General features: G+C 63.3%; 11 protein-coding genes. 5 read left to right on the plus strand and 6 right to left on the minus strand.

What is annotated here, in order from left to right; genetic code table 11:
* The first annotated feature begins 80 nt into the window (after positions 1 to 80).
* Genes IAE33_RS14740 through pcaC form a run of 4 tightly spaced genes read left to right on the plus strand, consistent with a single transcriptional unit; the run spans position 81 to position 3,938 of the window.
* Positions 81 to 1,370: an MFS family transporter gene (locus IAE33_RS14740; RefSeq protein WP_201164036.1), complete on the plus strand. Its 1,290-nt coding sequence runs from the start codon at positions 81 to 83 to the stop codon at positions 1,368 to 1,370.
* A 9-nt stretch (positions 1,371 to 1,379) separates the two neighbouring features.
* Entirely contained in the window at positions 1,380 to 2,732 is a 1,353-nt protein-coding gene (locus IAE33_RS14745; RefSeq protein ID WP_028635113.1) for a 3-carboxy-cis,cis-muconate cycloisomerase, read from the plus strand.
* A gap of 11 nt (positions 2,733 to 2,743) precedes the next feature.
* Positions 2,744 to 3,535 carry a 3-oxoadipate enol-lactonase gene (gene pcaD, locus IAE33_RS14750; protein ID WP_201164037.1) on the plus strand — a complete coding sequence of 264 codons (792 nt, stop codon included), beginning with the start codon at positions 2,744 to 2,746 and terminating at the stop codon, positions 3,533 to 3,535.
* A 10-nt stretch (positions 3,536 to 3,545) separates the two neighbouring features.
* Positions 3,546 to 3,938, plus strand: a complete 393-nt coding sequence (pcaC, locus tag IAE33_RS14755; RefSeq protein ID WP_060482466.1) for a 4-carboxymuconolactone decarboxylase — start codon at positions 3,546 to 3,548, stop codon at positions 3,936 to 3,938.
* Between the two features lie 332 nt (positions 3,939 to 4,270).
* Here the strand turns inward: pcaC and IAE33_RS14760 are convergent, their stop codons facing one another.
* The 5 genes from IAE33_RS14760 to IAE33_RS14780 all read right to left on the minus strand — a co-directional run bounded on the left by IAE33_RS14760 (position 4,271) and on the right by IAE33_RS14780 (position 12,148).
* Entirely contained in the window at positions 4,271 to 4,756 is a 486-nt protein-coding gene (locus tag IAE33_RS14760; protein WP_201164038.1) for an Mpo1 family 2-hydroxy fatty acid dioxygenase, read from the minus strand.
* A 137-nt stretch (positions 4,757 to 4,893) separates the two neighbouring features.
* Positions 4,894 to 6,147, minus strand: a complete 1,254-nt coding sequence (locus IAE33_RS14765; protein ID WP_201164039.1) for an OprD family porin — start codon at positions 6,145 to 6,147, stop codon at positions 4,894 to 4,896.
* Positions 6,148 to 6,383: 236 nt separating this feature from the next.
* On the minus strand, positions 6,384 to 7,838 hold the full coding sequence (locus tag IAE33_RS14770) for an AdeC/AdeK/OprM family multidrug efflux complex outer membrane factor (RefSeq protein ID WP_201164040.1): 1,455 nt from the start codon (positions 7,836 to 7,838) through the stop codon (positions 6,384 to 6,386).
* Positions 7,835 to 10,987 carry a multidrug efflux RND transporter permease subunit TtgB gene (gene ttgB / locus IAE33_RS14775; RefSeq protein WP_201164041.1) on the minus strand — a complete coding sequence of 1,051 codons (3,153 nt, stop codon included), beginning with the start codon at positions 10,985 to 10,987 and terminating at the stop codon, positions 7,835 to 7,837. Before ttgB ends, IAE33_RS14770 begins: the two co-directional genes overlap by 4 nt.
* A gap of 3 nt (positions 10,988 to 10,990) precedes the next feature.
* Positions 10,991 to 12,148 carry an efflux RND transporter periplasmic adaptor subunit gene (locus IAE33_RS14780; RefSeq protein ID WP_028635106.1) on the minus strand — a complete coding sequence of 386 codons (1,158 nt, stop codon included), beginning with the start codon at positions 12,146 to 12,148 and terminating at the stop codon, positions 10,991 to 10,993.
* A 257-nt stretch (positions 12,149 to 12,405) separates the two neighbouring features.
* Here IAE33_RS14780 and ttgR point away from each other — a divergent pair, with 257 nt between their 5' ends.
* On the plus strand, positions 12,406 to 13,038 hold the full coding sequence (ttgR, locus tag IAE33_RS14785; protein ID WP_201164042.1) for an efflux transport transcriptional regulator TtgR: 633 nt from the start codon (positions 12,406 to 12,408) through the stop codon (positions 13,036 to 13,038).
* A gap of 52 nt (positions 13,039 to 13,090) precedes the next feature.
* Here ttgR and IAE33_RS14790 read toward each other — a convergent pair whose 3' ends face one another.
* Positions 13,091 to 14,542 carry an MDR family MFS transporter gene (locus IAE33_RS14790; RefSeq protein WP_201164043.1) on the minus strand — a complete coding sequence of 484 codons (1,452 nt, stop codon included), beginning with the start codon at positions 14,540 to 14,542 and terminating at the stop codon, positions 13,091 to 13,093.
* Positions 14,543 to 14,766: the final 224 nt, after the last annotated feature.

Consider the following 14,766-nt stretch of genomic DNA (forward strand, 5'->3'; position numbering starts at 1 on the left):
TATTGGCGGCCACTTGGTGGAACATGTGTGTTACTAGGTATGTCTAGACTTACCTTGTACCCTCCAGGAGCAAAACCCTCATGACCTCAAGCTATTACACCGGTGAAGAGCGCAGCAAGCGCATCTTTGCCATCGTCGGTGCCTCATCAGGCAACCTGGTGGAATGGTTCGACTTCTATGTCTACGCCTTCTGTGCGATCTATTTTGCTCCGGCCTTCTTCCCCTCCGACGACCCTACCGTGCAGTTGCTGAACACTGCTGGTGTATTCGCCGCCGGGTTCCTGATGCGCCCGATCGGCGGCTGGATTTTCGGCCGCCTGGCCGATCGGCATGGCCGCAAGAACTCCCTGATGATCTCGGTGCTGATGATGTGCTTCGGTTCCCTGATGATCGCCTGCCTGCCCACCTACGCCAGTATCGGCACATGGGCCCCGGCGCTGCTGTTGCTGGCGCGGCTTATCCAGGGGCTTTCGGTGGGTGGCGAATATGGCACCACGGCCACCTACATGAGCGAGGTGGCCTTGCGCGGGCAGCGCGGCTTCTTCGCCTCGTTCCAGTACGTGACCCTGATCGGCGGCCAGTTGTTGGCTGTGCTGGTGGTGGTGGTCCTGCAGCAGTTGCTGACCGAGGACGAACTGCGCGCCTGGGGCTGGCGCATCCCCTTCGTGGTGGGCTCCATCGCCGCGGTGATTTCGTTGATGCTGCGCCGCTCGCTGCATGAAACCAGCAGCGCCGAAACCCGGCAGGACAAGGACGCAGGCAGTATTCGCGGCCTGTTTGGCAACCACCTGGCGGCATTCATTACCGTGTTGGGCTACACCGCCGGTGGCTCGCTGATCTTCTATACCTTCACTACCTACATGCAGAAATACCTGGTGAACACCGCCGGCATGACCGCGAAGAACGCCAGCTACGTGATGACCGGCGCGCTGTTCCTGTTCATGGTGCTGCAGCCGTTCTTCGGCATGCTTTCCGACCGTATCGGGCGGCGCAATTCCATGCTGCTGTTCGGCGCGTTGGGCACGCTGTTCACGGTGCCGTTGTTGATGGCGCTGAAAACCGTGAGCAGCCCGTTCATGGCCTTCGTATTGGTCAGCCTGGCGCTGTGCATCGTCAGTTTCTACACCTCGATCAGCGGCCTGGTTAAGGCCGAGATGTTCCCGCCACAGGTGCGGGCATTGGGCGTGGGGCTGGCCTATGCGGTGGCCAATGCTGCCTTTGGCGGGTCGGCTGAATACGTGGCCCTGGGCCTGAAGACCCTGGGCATGGAAAACACCTTCTACTGGTATGTCACGGCCATGATGGCAATCGCCTTCCTGTTCAGCCTGCGCCTGCCCAAGCAAGCGGAATATTTGCACCACGATCATTAAGGACGTTGCATGACCAACCAGTTGTTCGATGCCTACTTCACCGCGCCGGCCATGCGCGAGGTGTTCTCCGACCGCGGTCGCCTGCAGGGCATGCTCGACTTCGAAGCCGCCCTGGCGCGGGCCGAGGCGGCGGCAGGGCTGGTGCCGCAAAGTGCGGTGGCTGCGATTGAGGCGGCCTGCAAGGCCGAACGCTATGACGTGGGGGCGCTTGCCGAGGCGATCGCCACGGCTGGCAATTCGGCCATCCCACTGGTGAAGGCGCTGGGCAAGGTGATCGCCACGGGTGTACCGGAAGCTGAACGCTACGTGCACCTTGGCGCCACCAGCCAGGACGCCATGGACACTGGCCTGGTGCTGCAGCTGCGCGATGCGTTGGCGCTTGTCGAGGCTGACCTGGCTGCACTGGCCGACACGCTGGCCCGCCAGGCGCTGCTGCACGCCGATACGCCACTGGTGGGCCGCACCTGGTTGCAGCATGCAACCCCGGTTACCCTCGGCATGAAACTGGCTGGCGTGCTGGGCGCGCTCACACGCCACCGCCAGCGCCTGCAACAGTTACGGCCGCGGTTGCTGGTGCTGCAGTTCGGGGGCGCCTCTGGCAGCCTAGCGGCGTTGGGCAGCAAGGCACTGCCGGTGGCCGAAGGCCTGGCTGAACAGTTGCAACTGACGCTGCCGGAGCAGCCGTGGCACACCCAGCGTGACCGCCTGGTGGAGTTCGCCTCGGTGCTGGGGTTGATCGCCGGTAGCCTGGGCAAGTTCGGGCGTGACGTCAGCCTGCTGATGCAGACCGAGGCAGGGGAGGTGTTCGAGCCTTCCGCACCGGGCAAGGGCGGCTCGTCGACCATGCCGCACAAACGTAACCCGGTGGGCGCCGCTGTGCTGATTGGCGCGGCTACGCGGGTACCGGGCCTGGTTTCGACGCTGTTTGCGGCCATGCCGCAGGAGCACGAACGCAGCCTGGGGCTGTGGCATGCAGAATGGGAAACCCTGCCTGAGATCTGCTGTTTGGTTTCCGGGGCGCTGCGCCAAGCCCAGATCATTGCCCAGGGCATGGAAGTGGACGCCCCGCGCATGCGCCGTAACCTGGACCTGACCCAGGGGCTGGTACTGGCCGAGGCTGTAAGCATCGTGCTGGCCCAGCGGCTTGGCCGCGACAGTGCCCACCATTTGCTGGAGCAGTGCTGCCGCCGTGCGGTCGCCGAGCAGCGCCATTTGCGCGCAGTGCTGGGCGATGAACCGCAGGTCACGGCGCAGTTGTCTGCCGAAGAACTGGACCGCCTGCTGGACCCCGCGCATTACCTGGGCCAGGCCCGGGTGTGGGTAGCGCGTGCTGTGTCCGAACATCAACATTTCACTGCCTGAAGGAGACCGCTGTGGCGCACGTGCAACTGGCCGATGGCGTTTTGAATTACCAGATCGATGGCCCCGAAGCGGCGCCGGTGCTGGTCTTGTCCAACTCGTTGGGTACCGACCTCGGCATGTGGGAGACCCAATTGCCGCTGTGGCGCCAACACTTTCGTGTGCTGCGCTACGACACCCGGGGGCATGGCGCATCGTTGGTCACGGCCGGCCCGTACAGTATCGAGCAACTGGGCCGTGACGTGCTGGCCCTGCTGGATGCCCTGGATATCCAGCAAGCGCATTTTGTCGGCCTGTCAATGGGCGGCCTGATCGGGCAGTGGCTGGGCATCAATGCCGGCCAGCGCCTGCGCAGCCTCACCTTGTGCAACACCGCCGCTCAGATCGGCACTGCCGAGGTGTGGAACAGCCGCATCGACACCGTGCTCAAGGGCGGGCAACAGGCGATGGTCGAGCTGCGTGATGCCTCTATCGCCCGCTGGTTCACCCCGGGCTTTGCCCAGGCCCAGCCCCAACAGGCGCAGCGCATCTGTCAGATGCTGGCGCAGACCAGCCCGCAAGGCTACGCAGCCAATTGTGCGGCGGTACGTGATGCGGACTTCCGCGAGCAAGTAGGCGGTATTCAGGTGCCTACCCTGATTGTTGCCGGTACCGAGGACGTGGTGACCACGCCAGCCCACGGCCGCTTCATGCAGGCTGCCATCCAGGGTGCCGACTATGCCGAGTTCCCGGCGGCGCACTTGTCCAACGTGGAGATCGGCGAAGCGTTCAGCCGCCGCGTGCTCGACTTTCTGCAGGCTCACTGAGTACTTGACCATGGACGAGAAACAACGTTACGACGCCGGCATGCAGGTACGCCGTGCGGTACTGGGTGATGCCCACGTGGACCGCAGCCTCGAGAAGCTGAACGACTTCAATGGCGAGTTCCAGGAAATGATCACCCGCCACGCCTGGGGCGACATCTGGACCCGCCCGGGCCTGCCACGTCACACCCGCAGCCTGATTACCATCGCCATGCTGATCGGCATGAACCGCAACGACGAGCTGAAACTGCACTTGCGCGCGGCGGCCAACAATGGCGTGACCCGTGAAGAAATCAAGGAGGTGCTGATGCAGAGCGCCATCTACTGCGGTATCCCGGCAGCCAATGCCACGTTCCACCTGGCTGAGTCGGTGTGGGATGAGCTGGGCGTGGAATCGCGCGGCTGACCCTTTGGCCGAACGCCGCAGCATGCGATACGCCGTGGGGGGGCTGAGGGGTGTTCGCCGTAGCAGTGATTGCGCCTATGAGATCGAGCGCCGCCCGCGCGGCGCATCGCGAGCTTTGCTCGCTCCTACGTTTGTTTCGGGCCCGTCACGCCTGGTGCATACGACACGATATCGCGCCATGCGCCAAGGCGTACGCGCGCCAATGGCGCAGGCCTAATTGGCCCGAAACAAACGTAGGAGCGAGCGCAGCTCGCGATGCGCCGCGCGGGCGGCGCTCGATCTCACAGGCAAAAAAACCCTCAAGGCAGGCCCCTGGCGGCCCTCACGCAACCTCAATCCGTATCAATGCTGCGCTTGAGGGATGAGCGCAGGCCCAGCATGAACGCCGCTTCAGCCACCACGAACAGCGGGCCGATGATCAGGCCGCTGACGTCATCGACGAATGCCGGTTTGCGCCCCTCGTAGTAATGCCCCACGAATTGGATCACCCAACCCACCACGAATGCACCCAGGCCGGCCATAAGCCACACCGCAGTGGCCTGCACCGCCAGCGCCTGGCCTGCCCACAGGCACAGCCCCAGCAACAGCCCCATCACCAGGCCGAACGGGATATCCAGGCGCAGATAAAACCAGACAGCAGCCACCACCGCGAGCAGGGCAGGGGACAGCCACACACCGGCTACCTCCCAGCCAGGGCGCGACAGCAGAATGGCCACGGCCAGCACGATCATGGGGATGCCGATGAAATGGGTGGCGATGTTGCGCGGGTCGCGGTGGTAGCTGGCGTACTGGCTCAGGTGCTCGGCGAGGGTTTTCATTGTTGTGCCTCCTGTCGTGCCTGATCGGGATGTTGCTCCCGATATAGCTCAGGATAGCCCCAGGCTCCACCATCATCAGCCAGACGAATGGCGAGCCCGCACCCGGCAAGCGGGGCGGGCCTTGTGCAGCCAAGCGCTTACAGAAGGTTGAGGGGATAGCTCACGATCAGCCGGTTCTCATCGAACGCGTTGGTGCTGAAGTCACGGCGCATGGTGGAGTTTCGCCATTTCAACGACAGGTCCTTGAAGGTGCCGGCCTGGATCACGTAGGCCAGTTCGGTCTCCCGGGCCCATTCCTTGCCGTCATCCACACGGCCCGCTGTGACGTTGTCACCTTTGATATAGCGGTTCATCAGGGTCAGCCCCGGTATGCCGACAGTGGCAAAGTTGAAGTCATGGCGAACCTGCCACGAGCGCTCCTTGGCATTGTCGAAGCTTGAGTTGTAGCTGTCGTTGGCCAGGGTGCCGCCGCTGGTGCCGTTGACCCGCATCCAGGCGTTGTCGCCGCTGACCTTCTGCAGGCCGACGTAGAAGGTATGGCCTTGGTAGCGTGCCGAGAGCATGGCCGAGGCGGTGCGGTTGTCCAGCTTGCCGGCGCGCTCGGAGCCATCTTCCTTGCCGATGAAGTAGCCCAGGTTGGCACCCAGGGTCCAGTCGCCCAGCGGCTGGCTGTGCACCAGGTTGAGGTACTGCTGGCGGTAGATGTCCTTGAGCTGTGCATCCCACAGGCCGATCATCGTGCGCTTGTCGTTGAAGGTGTACTCACCACCGGCGAAGTTGAAGCGGTCAGAGGTGATGGCGGCGCGGCCGGTGAGCGACATGTCGTCCATGCTCGCATCGTTGCGCGGGCTGTTGCCGCGGAACTGCCCGGCGTACAGGGTCAGCCCAGCGATTTCCTTCGAGGTCAGTTGGCCGCCACGGAAGGTCTGGGGCAACGAGCGACCATCGTCCGAGCGCAGGATCGGTAGCACCGGCATCCACTCACCGACTTTCAGTTCGGTCTGGGACAGCTTGGCCTTAAGCGCTACGCCAAGCCTGCCGAAGTCGTCGGCCGGGCGGCCGTCATCGTGCACCGGCAGCAGCTGAGTGTTGGTGGTACCCCTGCCACCGTCGAGCTTGACCGAGTACAGCCCCAGTACATCCACACCGAAGCCGACGGTGCCCTGAGTGAAGCCGGAGCGGGCATCCAGAATGAAGCTTTGCGTCCATTCCTCGGCCTTGCCCTGAGCATGTGCCGGGTCGACGAAGTTGCGGTTGATGTAGAAGTTGCGCAGGTTGAGCGTGGCCTTGGCGTCCTCCATGAACGCCCCTTCGGCGGCGTACAGAGGGAAAGCGCAGGACATGGCCAACAGGCCGGGCAGCAGCTGGCGTGCGGGTGGCAAAGTGCTCATGTGTCGTGGATCTCTTGTTTTTATGGGCGAATCGGTGCCTTGCAGGCGCAGGCCGGCTGAGGCGGTCGGTATTCCGTAAACCGGGGCAACGTTGCGTGGGGAAGATGGTGCGGGGTGGTGCGGGGGAGAGGCAATTCGCCGCAGACGGAATGGGGCGATAATCGAACGGAATGTTCCAGTTAGTTAATTGTTTTACGCAAGCGCGGCGGGCGCCACGCCTGCGTAAAACAATGGCGTCAGCCTTGGGGCGTTTGCACCGCCGCTTGCTGGTTGGCCTGGCCGGTGCGCTCATACCAACCGCCGCCCAGCGCCTTGTACAGGTTGACCTCGCTGGTCAGCTGCGAAAGGCGGTCACCGATCAGCGCTTGCTGGGCACTGAACAGGGTGCGTTGAGCATCGAGGTAGGTCAGGTTGCTGTCGATGCCGATGCGGTAGCGACGCTCGGCCAGGCGGTAGTAATCCTGGTTGGCCTGCACCAGGTCACGTTGCGCCTGCAGCTGCTCTTCGAAGGTCTTGCGCGCCGCTAGGCCATCAGAGACTTCCTGGAAGGCGGTCTGGATGGTCTTTTCGTACTTGGCGACGTTGATGTCCTTCTGGATCTTCGAGTAATCCAGGCTGGCCCGGAGGCTGCCGGCGTTGAAGATCGGCAGGTTGATCTGCGGCTGGAACAACCAGGTACCCGAACCGCCCTTGAACAGCCCGCCCATGTCAGGGCTGAGCGTGCCCGCGTTGGCGGTCAGGCTGATGCTCGGGAAGAACGCAGCCCGCGCGGCGCCGATGTTGGCGTTGGCGGCCTTGAGCAGGTGCTCGGCCTCCTGGATGTCCGGGCGCCGCTGCAGCAGGTCCGAAGGCAGGCCAGCCGGCACGTCGGCCAACTGATCGGCATCCAGCTTGAGCGGCTCAGGCAGGTTGTTCGGGATACCGGTGCCCAGCAGCACGGTGAGGCTGTTCACATCCTGGGCAACCAGGCGCTGGTACTGGGAATACTTCACCCGCGCGCCCTCGACGGCGGTGCGTGCCTGGCTCAGGTCCAGTGCCGATGCCACGCCCACTTCGTTGCTGCGACGCGTGAGGTTGAAGCTTTCCTGGTAGTTCTTGAGGGTATCCTCAGTCAGCTTGAACAGGGCCTGGTCGGCCTGCCAGGTGTAGTAGGCATTGGCCACGCTGGCCACCAGGCTGATCTGCGTGGAGCGGCGTGCCTGCTCGCTGGACAAGTACGTTTCCAGAGCCTGTTCGGAAAGGCTGCGAACACGGCCGAACAGGTCCAGTTCGTAGGCGCTCACACCCAGCGTGGCCGAGTACTGGCTGGTGATGGCCGACTGACCCGTCTGCGACATGTTGGCCGGCACGCGCTGGCGGTTACCGCTGCCGGTGGCCGACACCGCAGGGAACAGGTCGGCGCGCTGGATGCGGTATTGCGCACGGTAGGCGTCGATGTTCAGGGCTGCCACACGCAGGTCGCGGTTGTTCACCAGCGCGGTCTGGATCAACTGCTGCAGCGCTGGGTCGTTGAAGAACTGACGCCAGCCTTGTTCGGCGGCGGCAACGTTGGCCGACTGGGTTGGCGAGTACGCCGGACCTTGTGGCCACTGGGCAGCCACCGGCGCTTCCGGGGTTTTGTAATCGGGGATAAGCGAGCAGCCGCCAAGCACGAGAGCGGTAACTGCCAGGGACAACAAAGACTTGGTCATTGCCCAGCCTCATAACGTGGGGTTTCAGGGGTATCGTCCTTTTTCGGCTCTTTGCTGCCGAACAGCGACGACACTGCGACGAAGAATAGCGGTACCCAGAAGATTGCCAGTACGGTGGCGCTGATCATGCCGCCGATCACGCCAGTACCGATGGCGTGCTGGCTGCCGGCCCCGGCGCCGCTGGCGATGGTCAACGGTACCACGCCCAGAATGAACGCCAGCGAGGTCATGATGATCGGGCGCAGACGCATGCGGCAGGCCTCGATGGCTGCGTCATACAGGCTGCGGCCCTGTTCGTGCAGTTCCTTGGCGAACTCGACGATCAGAATGGCGTTTTTCGCCGCCAGACCGATGGTGGTCAACAGGCCCACCAGGAAGTACACGTCGTTGGACAGCCCGCGCAGGCTGGTGGCGATCAGCGCACCGATGATACCCAGCGGCACCACCAGCACCACCGCGATAGGGATCGACCAGCTTTCGTACAGCGCTGCCAGGCACAGGAACACGAACAGTACCGAGAGGGCGAACAAGGCCGGCATCTGCGAACCGGACAGTTTTTCCTCGTAGGACATGCCGGTCCAGGCGAAGCCGACACCGCTTGGCAGCTCGCCGGCAATCCGCTCGACCTCGGCCATGGCCTCACCCGTGCTGTAGCCAGGGGCCGGGGCACCGAGGATCTCCATGGCCTCTACACCGTTGTAGCGCGACAGCTTGGGCGAACCGTAGGTCCATTCACCCTTGGCGAACGAGGAGAACGGCACCATTTCGCCTGCGCCATTGCGCACGTACCACTTCTGCAGGTCTTCCGGGCTCATGCGGGCATTCGCCTCACCCTGGATGTACACCTTCTTGACCCGGCCGCGGTCGATGAAGTCGTTGACGTAGCTGGCGCCCAAGGCAATCGACAGGGTGTTGTTGATGTCGGAGATGGTCACGCCCAGGGCGCTGGCACGTTCGTCATCGATGGTCAGCTGGTACTGCGGCTCATCGTTCAGGCCGTTGGGGCGCACGCCGGCGAGGATCTTGCTTTGCGACGCCTTGGCCAGGAACTGGTTACGCGCCTCCATCAGCTTGGCGTGGCCGACGCCACCACGGTCCTGCAGGAACACGTCGAAGCCGGTGGCGTTACCCAGCTCGAGCACGGCAGGCGGGGCGAAGGCGAACACCATCGCGTCACGGAAGCTGAAGAAGTGCTGCTGGGCACGCTGGGCCAGGCCGAACACGCTGTTTTCGGCCGAACGCTCACCCCACGGCTTGAGCATGATGAACGCCATGCCCGAGCTCTGGCCACGGCCGGCAAAGTTGAAGCCGTTGACGGTGAACACCGACGAGACCGTGTCGGCTTCGTCCTTGAGCAGGTACTCGCGCATCTGGTCGACCACCGCCTGGGTGCGCTCGGCACTGGAACCGGCCGGGGTCTGTACCTGGGCAAACAGTACACCCTGGTCTTCTTCAGGCAGGAACGCCGTTGGAATGCGCGTGAACAGCCAGATCATGCCCACCACGATGAGCACATAGGCCAGCAGGAACGGGATCTTGTTGCGCAGGATGGTGCCCACGCTGCGCTCGTAACCGTTCACGCTGCGGTCGAAGTTGCGGTTGAACCAGCCGAAGAAGCCACCTTTGGCCACGTGGTGCTCGCCCTTTTTCAGCGGCTTCAGCATGGTGGCGCACAGGGCCGGGGTGAACACCAGCGCCACCAGCACCGACAGGCCCATGGCCGAGACGATGGTGATGGAGAACTGCCGGTAGATCACCCCGGTGGAGCCGCCGAAGAAGGCCATGGGCAGCAGTACCGCCGACAGCACCAGGGCGATACCCACCAGGGCCCCCTGGATCTGCTCCATCGAACGCTTGGTCGCCTCCTTGGGCGGCAAGCCTTCCTCGGACATGACCCGCTCGACGTTCTCGACCACGACGATGGCGTCGTCCACCAGCAGACCGATGGCCAGCACCATGGCGAACATGGTCAAGGTGTTGATGCTGAACCCCGCTGCGGCAAGGATGCCGAAGGTGCCCAGCAACACCACCGGTACCGTCATGGTAGTGATGATGGTGGCGCGGAAGTTCTGCAGGAACAGGTACATCACCAGGAACACCAGAACCACGGCTTCGATCAGGGTGTGGATAACCCCGCTGATCGATTCGGTGACCACCGGCGTGGTGTCATACGGGAATACGGCCTTGACCCCCGGCGGGAAGAACGGCTCCAGGTCGGCAATGGTCTGGCGCAGCGCCTTGGCAGTGTCCAGGGCGTTGGCACCGGTGGCCAGCTTGACCGCAAGGCCCGACGCCGGCTTGCCGTTGAACTGGGCACTGACGGCGTAGTTTTCACCACCCAGGCCAACGTCTGCGACGTCGCCCAGGCGTACTTGGGAGCCGTCGCTGTTGACCTTGAGCAGAATCTTCTTGAACTGCTCGGCGGTTTGCAGGCGGGTCTTGCCGATGATGGTGGCGTTGAGCTGGGTACCCGGCATGGCCGGCAGGCCGCCGAGTTGGCCGGAGGAAACCTGCACGTTCTGCGCGGCCACGGCGGTTTTAACGTCCACCGGGGTCAGCTGGAACTTGTTCAGCTTGGCCGGATCCAGCCAGATACGCATGGCGTACTGGGCGCCGAACACCTGGAAGTCGCCCACACCTGCGGTACGCGAGATCGGGTCCTGCATGTTGGAGACGATGTAGTTGGCCAGGTCGTCCTTGGTCATGCTGCCGTCTTCGGACACCAGGCCGATCACCAGCAGGAAGTTCTTCACTGCCTTGGTGACGCGGATACCCTGCTGCTGCACTTCCTGCGGCAACAGGGGCGTGGCCAGGTTCAGCTTGTTCTGAACCTGAACCTGCGCGGTGTCAGCGTTGGTGCCCTGTTCGAAGGTGGCGGTGATGGTCATGCTGCCGTCTGAGTTGCTTTCAGACGACACGTACCGCAGGTTGTCGATACCGTTGAGCTGCTGCTCGATCACCTGCACCACGGTGTCCTGCACGGTCTGCGCCGAGGCGCCCGGGTAGGTCACGGCGATGGCGATGGCCGGTGGCGCAATGCTGGGGTACTGGTTGATCGGCAGCTTCAGGATCGACAGGGCGCCGACCAGCATGATCACCAAGGCGATCACCCAGGCGAAGATCGGGCGATCAATAAAGAACTTCGACATGGTTTACTCCGCTTTGGCGTCAGCTGGCGCTGCGTTGCCCTGTTCAGGGCTACCCGGCTTCTTGACGTTGGTGGCGTCGCTGACCTTGACCTCGACGCCAGGGCGCACGTACTGCAGGCCTTCGGTGATCAGGCGGTCGCCCGGGTTCAGGCCTTCCTCGATCAGCCAGTCGCTGCCCAGGGTACGGTTGGCCTTGAGCTGGCGCAGCTCGACCTTGTTGTCCTTGCCGACCACCAGCGCTGTAGGTGCGCCCTTGAGGTCGCGGGTTACACCCTGCTGCGGGGCGAGGATGGCATTGGCGTTGACGCCGGCCTTGAGCCGCGCGTGCACGAACATGCCTGGCAGCAGCGTGTGGTCAGGGTTGGCGAAGATGGCGCGCAGGGTGACCGAGCCGGTGGTTTCGTCCACGGCCACTTCCGAGAATTCCAGGCGGCCTTCCTGCTTGAACAGGCTGCCGTCCTCCAGCACCAGTTGCACCGAGGCGGCGTTATCGCCGGCCTTCTGCAGTTGGCCGCTTTCAAGGTCACGGCGCAATTTGAGCAGTTCGGCAGTGGACTGGGTGACGTCGACGTAGATCGGGTCCAGTTGCTGGATGGTGGCCATGGCGTTGGTCTGGCCATTGTTCACCAGCGCGCCCTCGGTCACCGCAGAACGGCCGATACGGCCGCTGATCGGTGCCATGACCTTGGTGTAGCGCAGGTCGATCTGGGCGCTCTTGAGCGACGCTTCTGCCTGCAGGCGCTTGGCGTTGGCGTCATCGTATTCCTGCCGGGAAACCGCCTGTTCATCGATCAGCTGCTTGTAGCGATCGGCCAGCGAGCGGGTTGCCTGAAGGTCGGCCTGGGCATTGGCCAGGTTCGCCTCGTACACCGCAGGGTCGATCTGGTACAGCTGCTGGCCCTGCTTCACCTCGCTGCCTTCCTTGAACAGGCGCTTGAGGATGATGCCATTGACCTGCGGGCGCACTTCGGCAACCCGGTAGGCGGTGGTGCGACCCGGCAGCTCGGTGGTCAAGGTGAAAGCCTGGGGCTGAAGGGTGACGACGCCGACCTGAGGAGCCTGCGCTGCGGGCGCTGACGCTTCTTCTTTCTTGCAGCCACTGAGCAGGGTTGCCAGGGCGACGGCGGAAACCAGAGCGGTAACGGCTGGCTTGAATTGCATGAGTATCCTCGGGGCGCTGGAGCAGGGAGACGCTCAAGAGTAGTGGAAGAGTCTTGATCCGGATAACAGGTTACCCGGTGGATAAATAGCTTGCTAAGGAATATACTTACATTCATGGTTGTTTGTAAATACCGCTGAGTTGTACTCCGTTACCACTACAGCCCTTGATTAGCTTGATCCGTGAGGCCCCCAGCAGAGGTGCCCCGGAGCCTTCCCGCACGCAGTCTCACGTGTGGGCCAGATGAGGTTGTACTGCCATGGTCCGTCGAACCAAAGAGGAAGCCCAGGAAACTCGCGCCCAGATCATCGAGGCAGCGGAAAAGGCTTTCTACAAGCGCGGGGTCGCGCGAACCACCCTCGCCGACATCGCCGAACTGGCGGGTGTGACGCGCGGGGCGATCTACTGGCACTTCAATAATAAAGCCGAACTGGTGCAGGCGTTGCTCGATAGCCTGCACGAAACCCATGACCATCTTGCACGCGCCAGTGAGAGCGAAGACGAAATGGACCCGCTCGACTGCATGCGCAAGCTGTTGCTGCAGGTGTTCAACGAGCTGGTGCTCGACGCCAGAACCCGGCGTATCAATGAGATTCTGCATCACAAGTGCGAGTTCACCGATGATATGTGCGAAATCCGCCAGCAGCGCCAGGCGGCGGTACTGGATTGCCATAAAGGCATCACCCTGGCCCTTGCCAATGCCGTGCGCCGTGGCCAACTGCCCGAAGGGTTGGACGTGGAGCGCGGGGCGGCTGCGATGTTTTCTTACATCGACGGCCTGATCCGGCGCTGGCTGCTGCTACCCGAAAGCGTGGACTTGCTTGGCGACGGTGAAAAATGGGTTGATGCCGGGCTGGATATGCTGCGCTTGAGCCCGGCGATGCGCAAATAACACTTTGTTAAGGTTTGTGAGGGCATATTTCCCCCTGCTCTCGTGATGGCTGCTAGTGACCGCGTAATTGACGGTCCGGCAGCGCCACCGCTACCAGCACCCCCACCAGCCCGACGACTGCGCTGCCCATCAACAGGTGGCGGAACGTGGTCAGCAAGCGTGCCTGGGTGTGCGGGTCTACCTGACCGGCCTTGAGGCTGCCCAGCAGCGGATTGTCCAGCAGTGCGAAACCGCCCTGGTGCAGCAGGGCGAGCAGCAGGCTGGACATGCACGCCACACCCATGGCGCCCCCAAGCGAGCGGAACAGGTTGGTGGTGCTGGTTGCCACGCCGATGTCCCGACTATCTACCGCACTTTGCGTACCCACCAGCGAAGTCGGAAATTGCAGCCCGCAGGCGATACCGGTGATCAGCATGAACAGCGCACTCAACAGCCCCGCCTGGGGTGGGGTCAGCGCCATGGCGAAGATGGCGCACGGCATCATCAGTGCGCCGGCAAGAATCTGCGGCTTGTAGCGCCCGGTCAGGGAGGTCAGGCGCCCGCCGGTAAATGCACCGATGGGCAAGCCCATGGCCAGGGGCAGCAGGTGCAGGGCCGCACTGTCGGCGCCACTGCCGGTGATGCCCTGGTAGCGCAGGGGCATGAGCATGGTCAGTGAAATGGACTGGAAGCTGGCGAAAAAGATCACCGCCCAGCACAGCACCGCCACCCGGTTGCCGAACAGCGCCAGGGGCAGCAATGGCTCGGCGCAGCGGCGTTCATGGGCTACGAACAGGGCCAGGCCCATTACCGCACAGGCGAACAGTGTCAGCACGGCGGGGTCGGCCCAGGCGTGGCCTTGCCCGACCAGGGTTATGCCCAGCAACAGGCTGCCCAGGCCGAGGATCAGCAGCACGGCGCCCAGGTAGTCCACCTGAGCCTGGCGGTGCTGCACCGGCATGCCAGCCAGTGCCCGGTGGATCGCCCAGAGCGCCACCGCCCCCAGTGGCAGGTTGATCCAGAACACCCAGCGCCATGACAGGTATTCGGTCAGCCAGCCGCCCAGCACTGGCCCGGCGACGCTGGCGACCGCGTACATGCTGCTGAAATACCCCTGGTAGCGGCCACGCTCGCGCGGTGGCACGAAATCGCCGATGATCGCCTGGCTTACCGACACCATGCCGCCGGCGCCAACCCCTTGCAGTACCCTGGCCAGTACCAGTTGCTGCATGTCCTGGGCCAGGGCGCAGGCGATCGAGGCCAGGGTGAACAGGCTGATGCCGGTCAGGATCATGCGCCTGCGCCCGTACAGGTCTCCGAGCTTGCCATAGATCGGCACCGCGACGGTCATCGCCACCATGTACCCCGAGATGACCCAGGCCAGCAGGCCGACGTCGTCGAACTGGGCAGAGATGGCCGGGAGCGACACGGCCACGATGGTCTGGTCCAGTGCGCCCAGGAAAATGGCCAGCATCAGGGCGGTGAGCACGTTGCGCAAAGCGGCAGGGGGGAGGGCGGCGGTCACGAATTTACCTTGTCTGTCGATGGCAGGCTTCGACACGCAGTGGTGCGTTGAAGGACGCTGAATTGTAACCCGACTTAGGTAGCTTCCTATGTACTATCAGCATCGCCTATGCAAGATCGGCATTGGCGCATTCATCCAGTGCACCATGGCCGCGTGATATCGTTGGTATGCCAGAAGCCCCAGAGGCCGCGTATTGCACCAGCTTGGTGCGTTATTGCAGGTCA

This window comes from Pseudomonas sp. S60, from assembly GCF_016647865.1.
Classification (GTDB): Bacteria; Pseudomonadota; Gammaproteobacteria; order Pseudomonadales; family Pseudomonadaceae; genus Aquipseudomonas; species Aquipseudomonas parafulva.

Bases quoted from the DNA above. Each gene is read 5' to 3' on its own strand.
- IAE33_RS14740 (WP_201164036.1), top strand. From the start codon at position 81: ATGACCTCAAGCTATTACACCGGTGAAGAGCGCAGCAAGCGCATCTTT.
- ttgB (WP_201164041.1), bottom strand. From the start codon at position 10,987: ATGTCGAAGTTCTTTATTGATCGCCCGATCTTCGCCTGGGTGATCGCC.
- ttgR (WP_201164042.1), top strand. From the start codon at position 12,406: ATGGTCCGTCGAACCAAAGAGGAAGCCCAGGAAACTCGCGCCCAGATC.
- IAE33_RS14780 (WP_028635106.1), bottom strand. From the start codon at position 12,148: ATGCAATTCAAGCCAGCCGTTACCGCTCTGGTTTCCGCCGTCGCCCTG.
- IAE33_RS14745 (WP_028635113.1), top strand. From the start codon at position 1,380: ATGACCAACCAGTTGTTCGATGCCTACTTCACCGCGCCGGCCATGCGC.
- pcaC (WP_060482466.1), top strand. From the start codon at position 3,546: ATGGACGAGAAACAACGTTACGACGCCGGCATGCAGGTACGCCGTGCG.
- IAE33_RS14770 (WP_201164040.1), bottom strand. From the start codon at position 7,838: ATGACCAAGTCTTTGTTGTCCCTGGCAGTTACCGCTCTCGTGCTTGGC.
- IAE33_RS14765 (WP_201164039.1), bottom strand. From the start codon at position 6,147: ATGAGCACTTTGCCACCCGCACGCCAGCTGCTGCCCGGCCTGTTGGCC.
- IAE33_RS14760 (WP_201164038.1), bottom strand. From the start codon at position 4,756: ATGAAAACCCTCGCCGAGCACCTGAGCCAGTACGCCAGCTACCACCGC.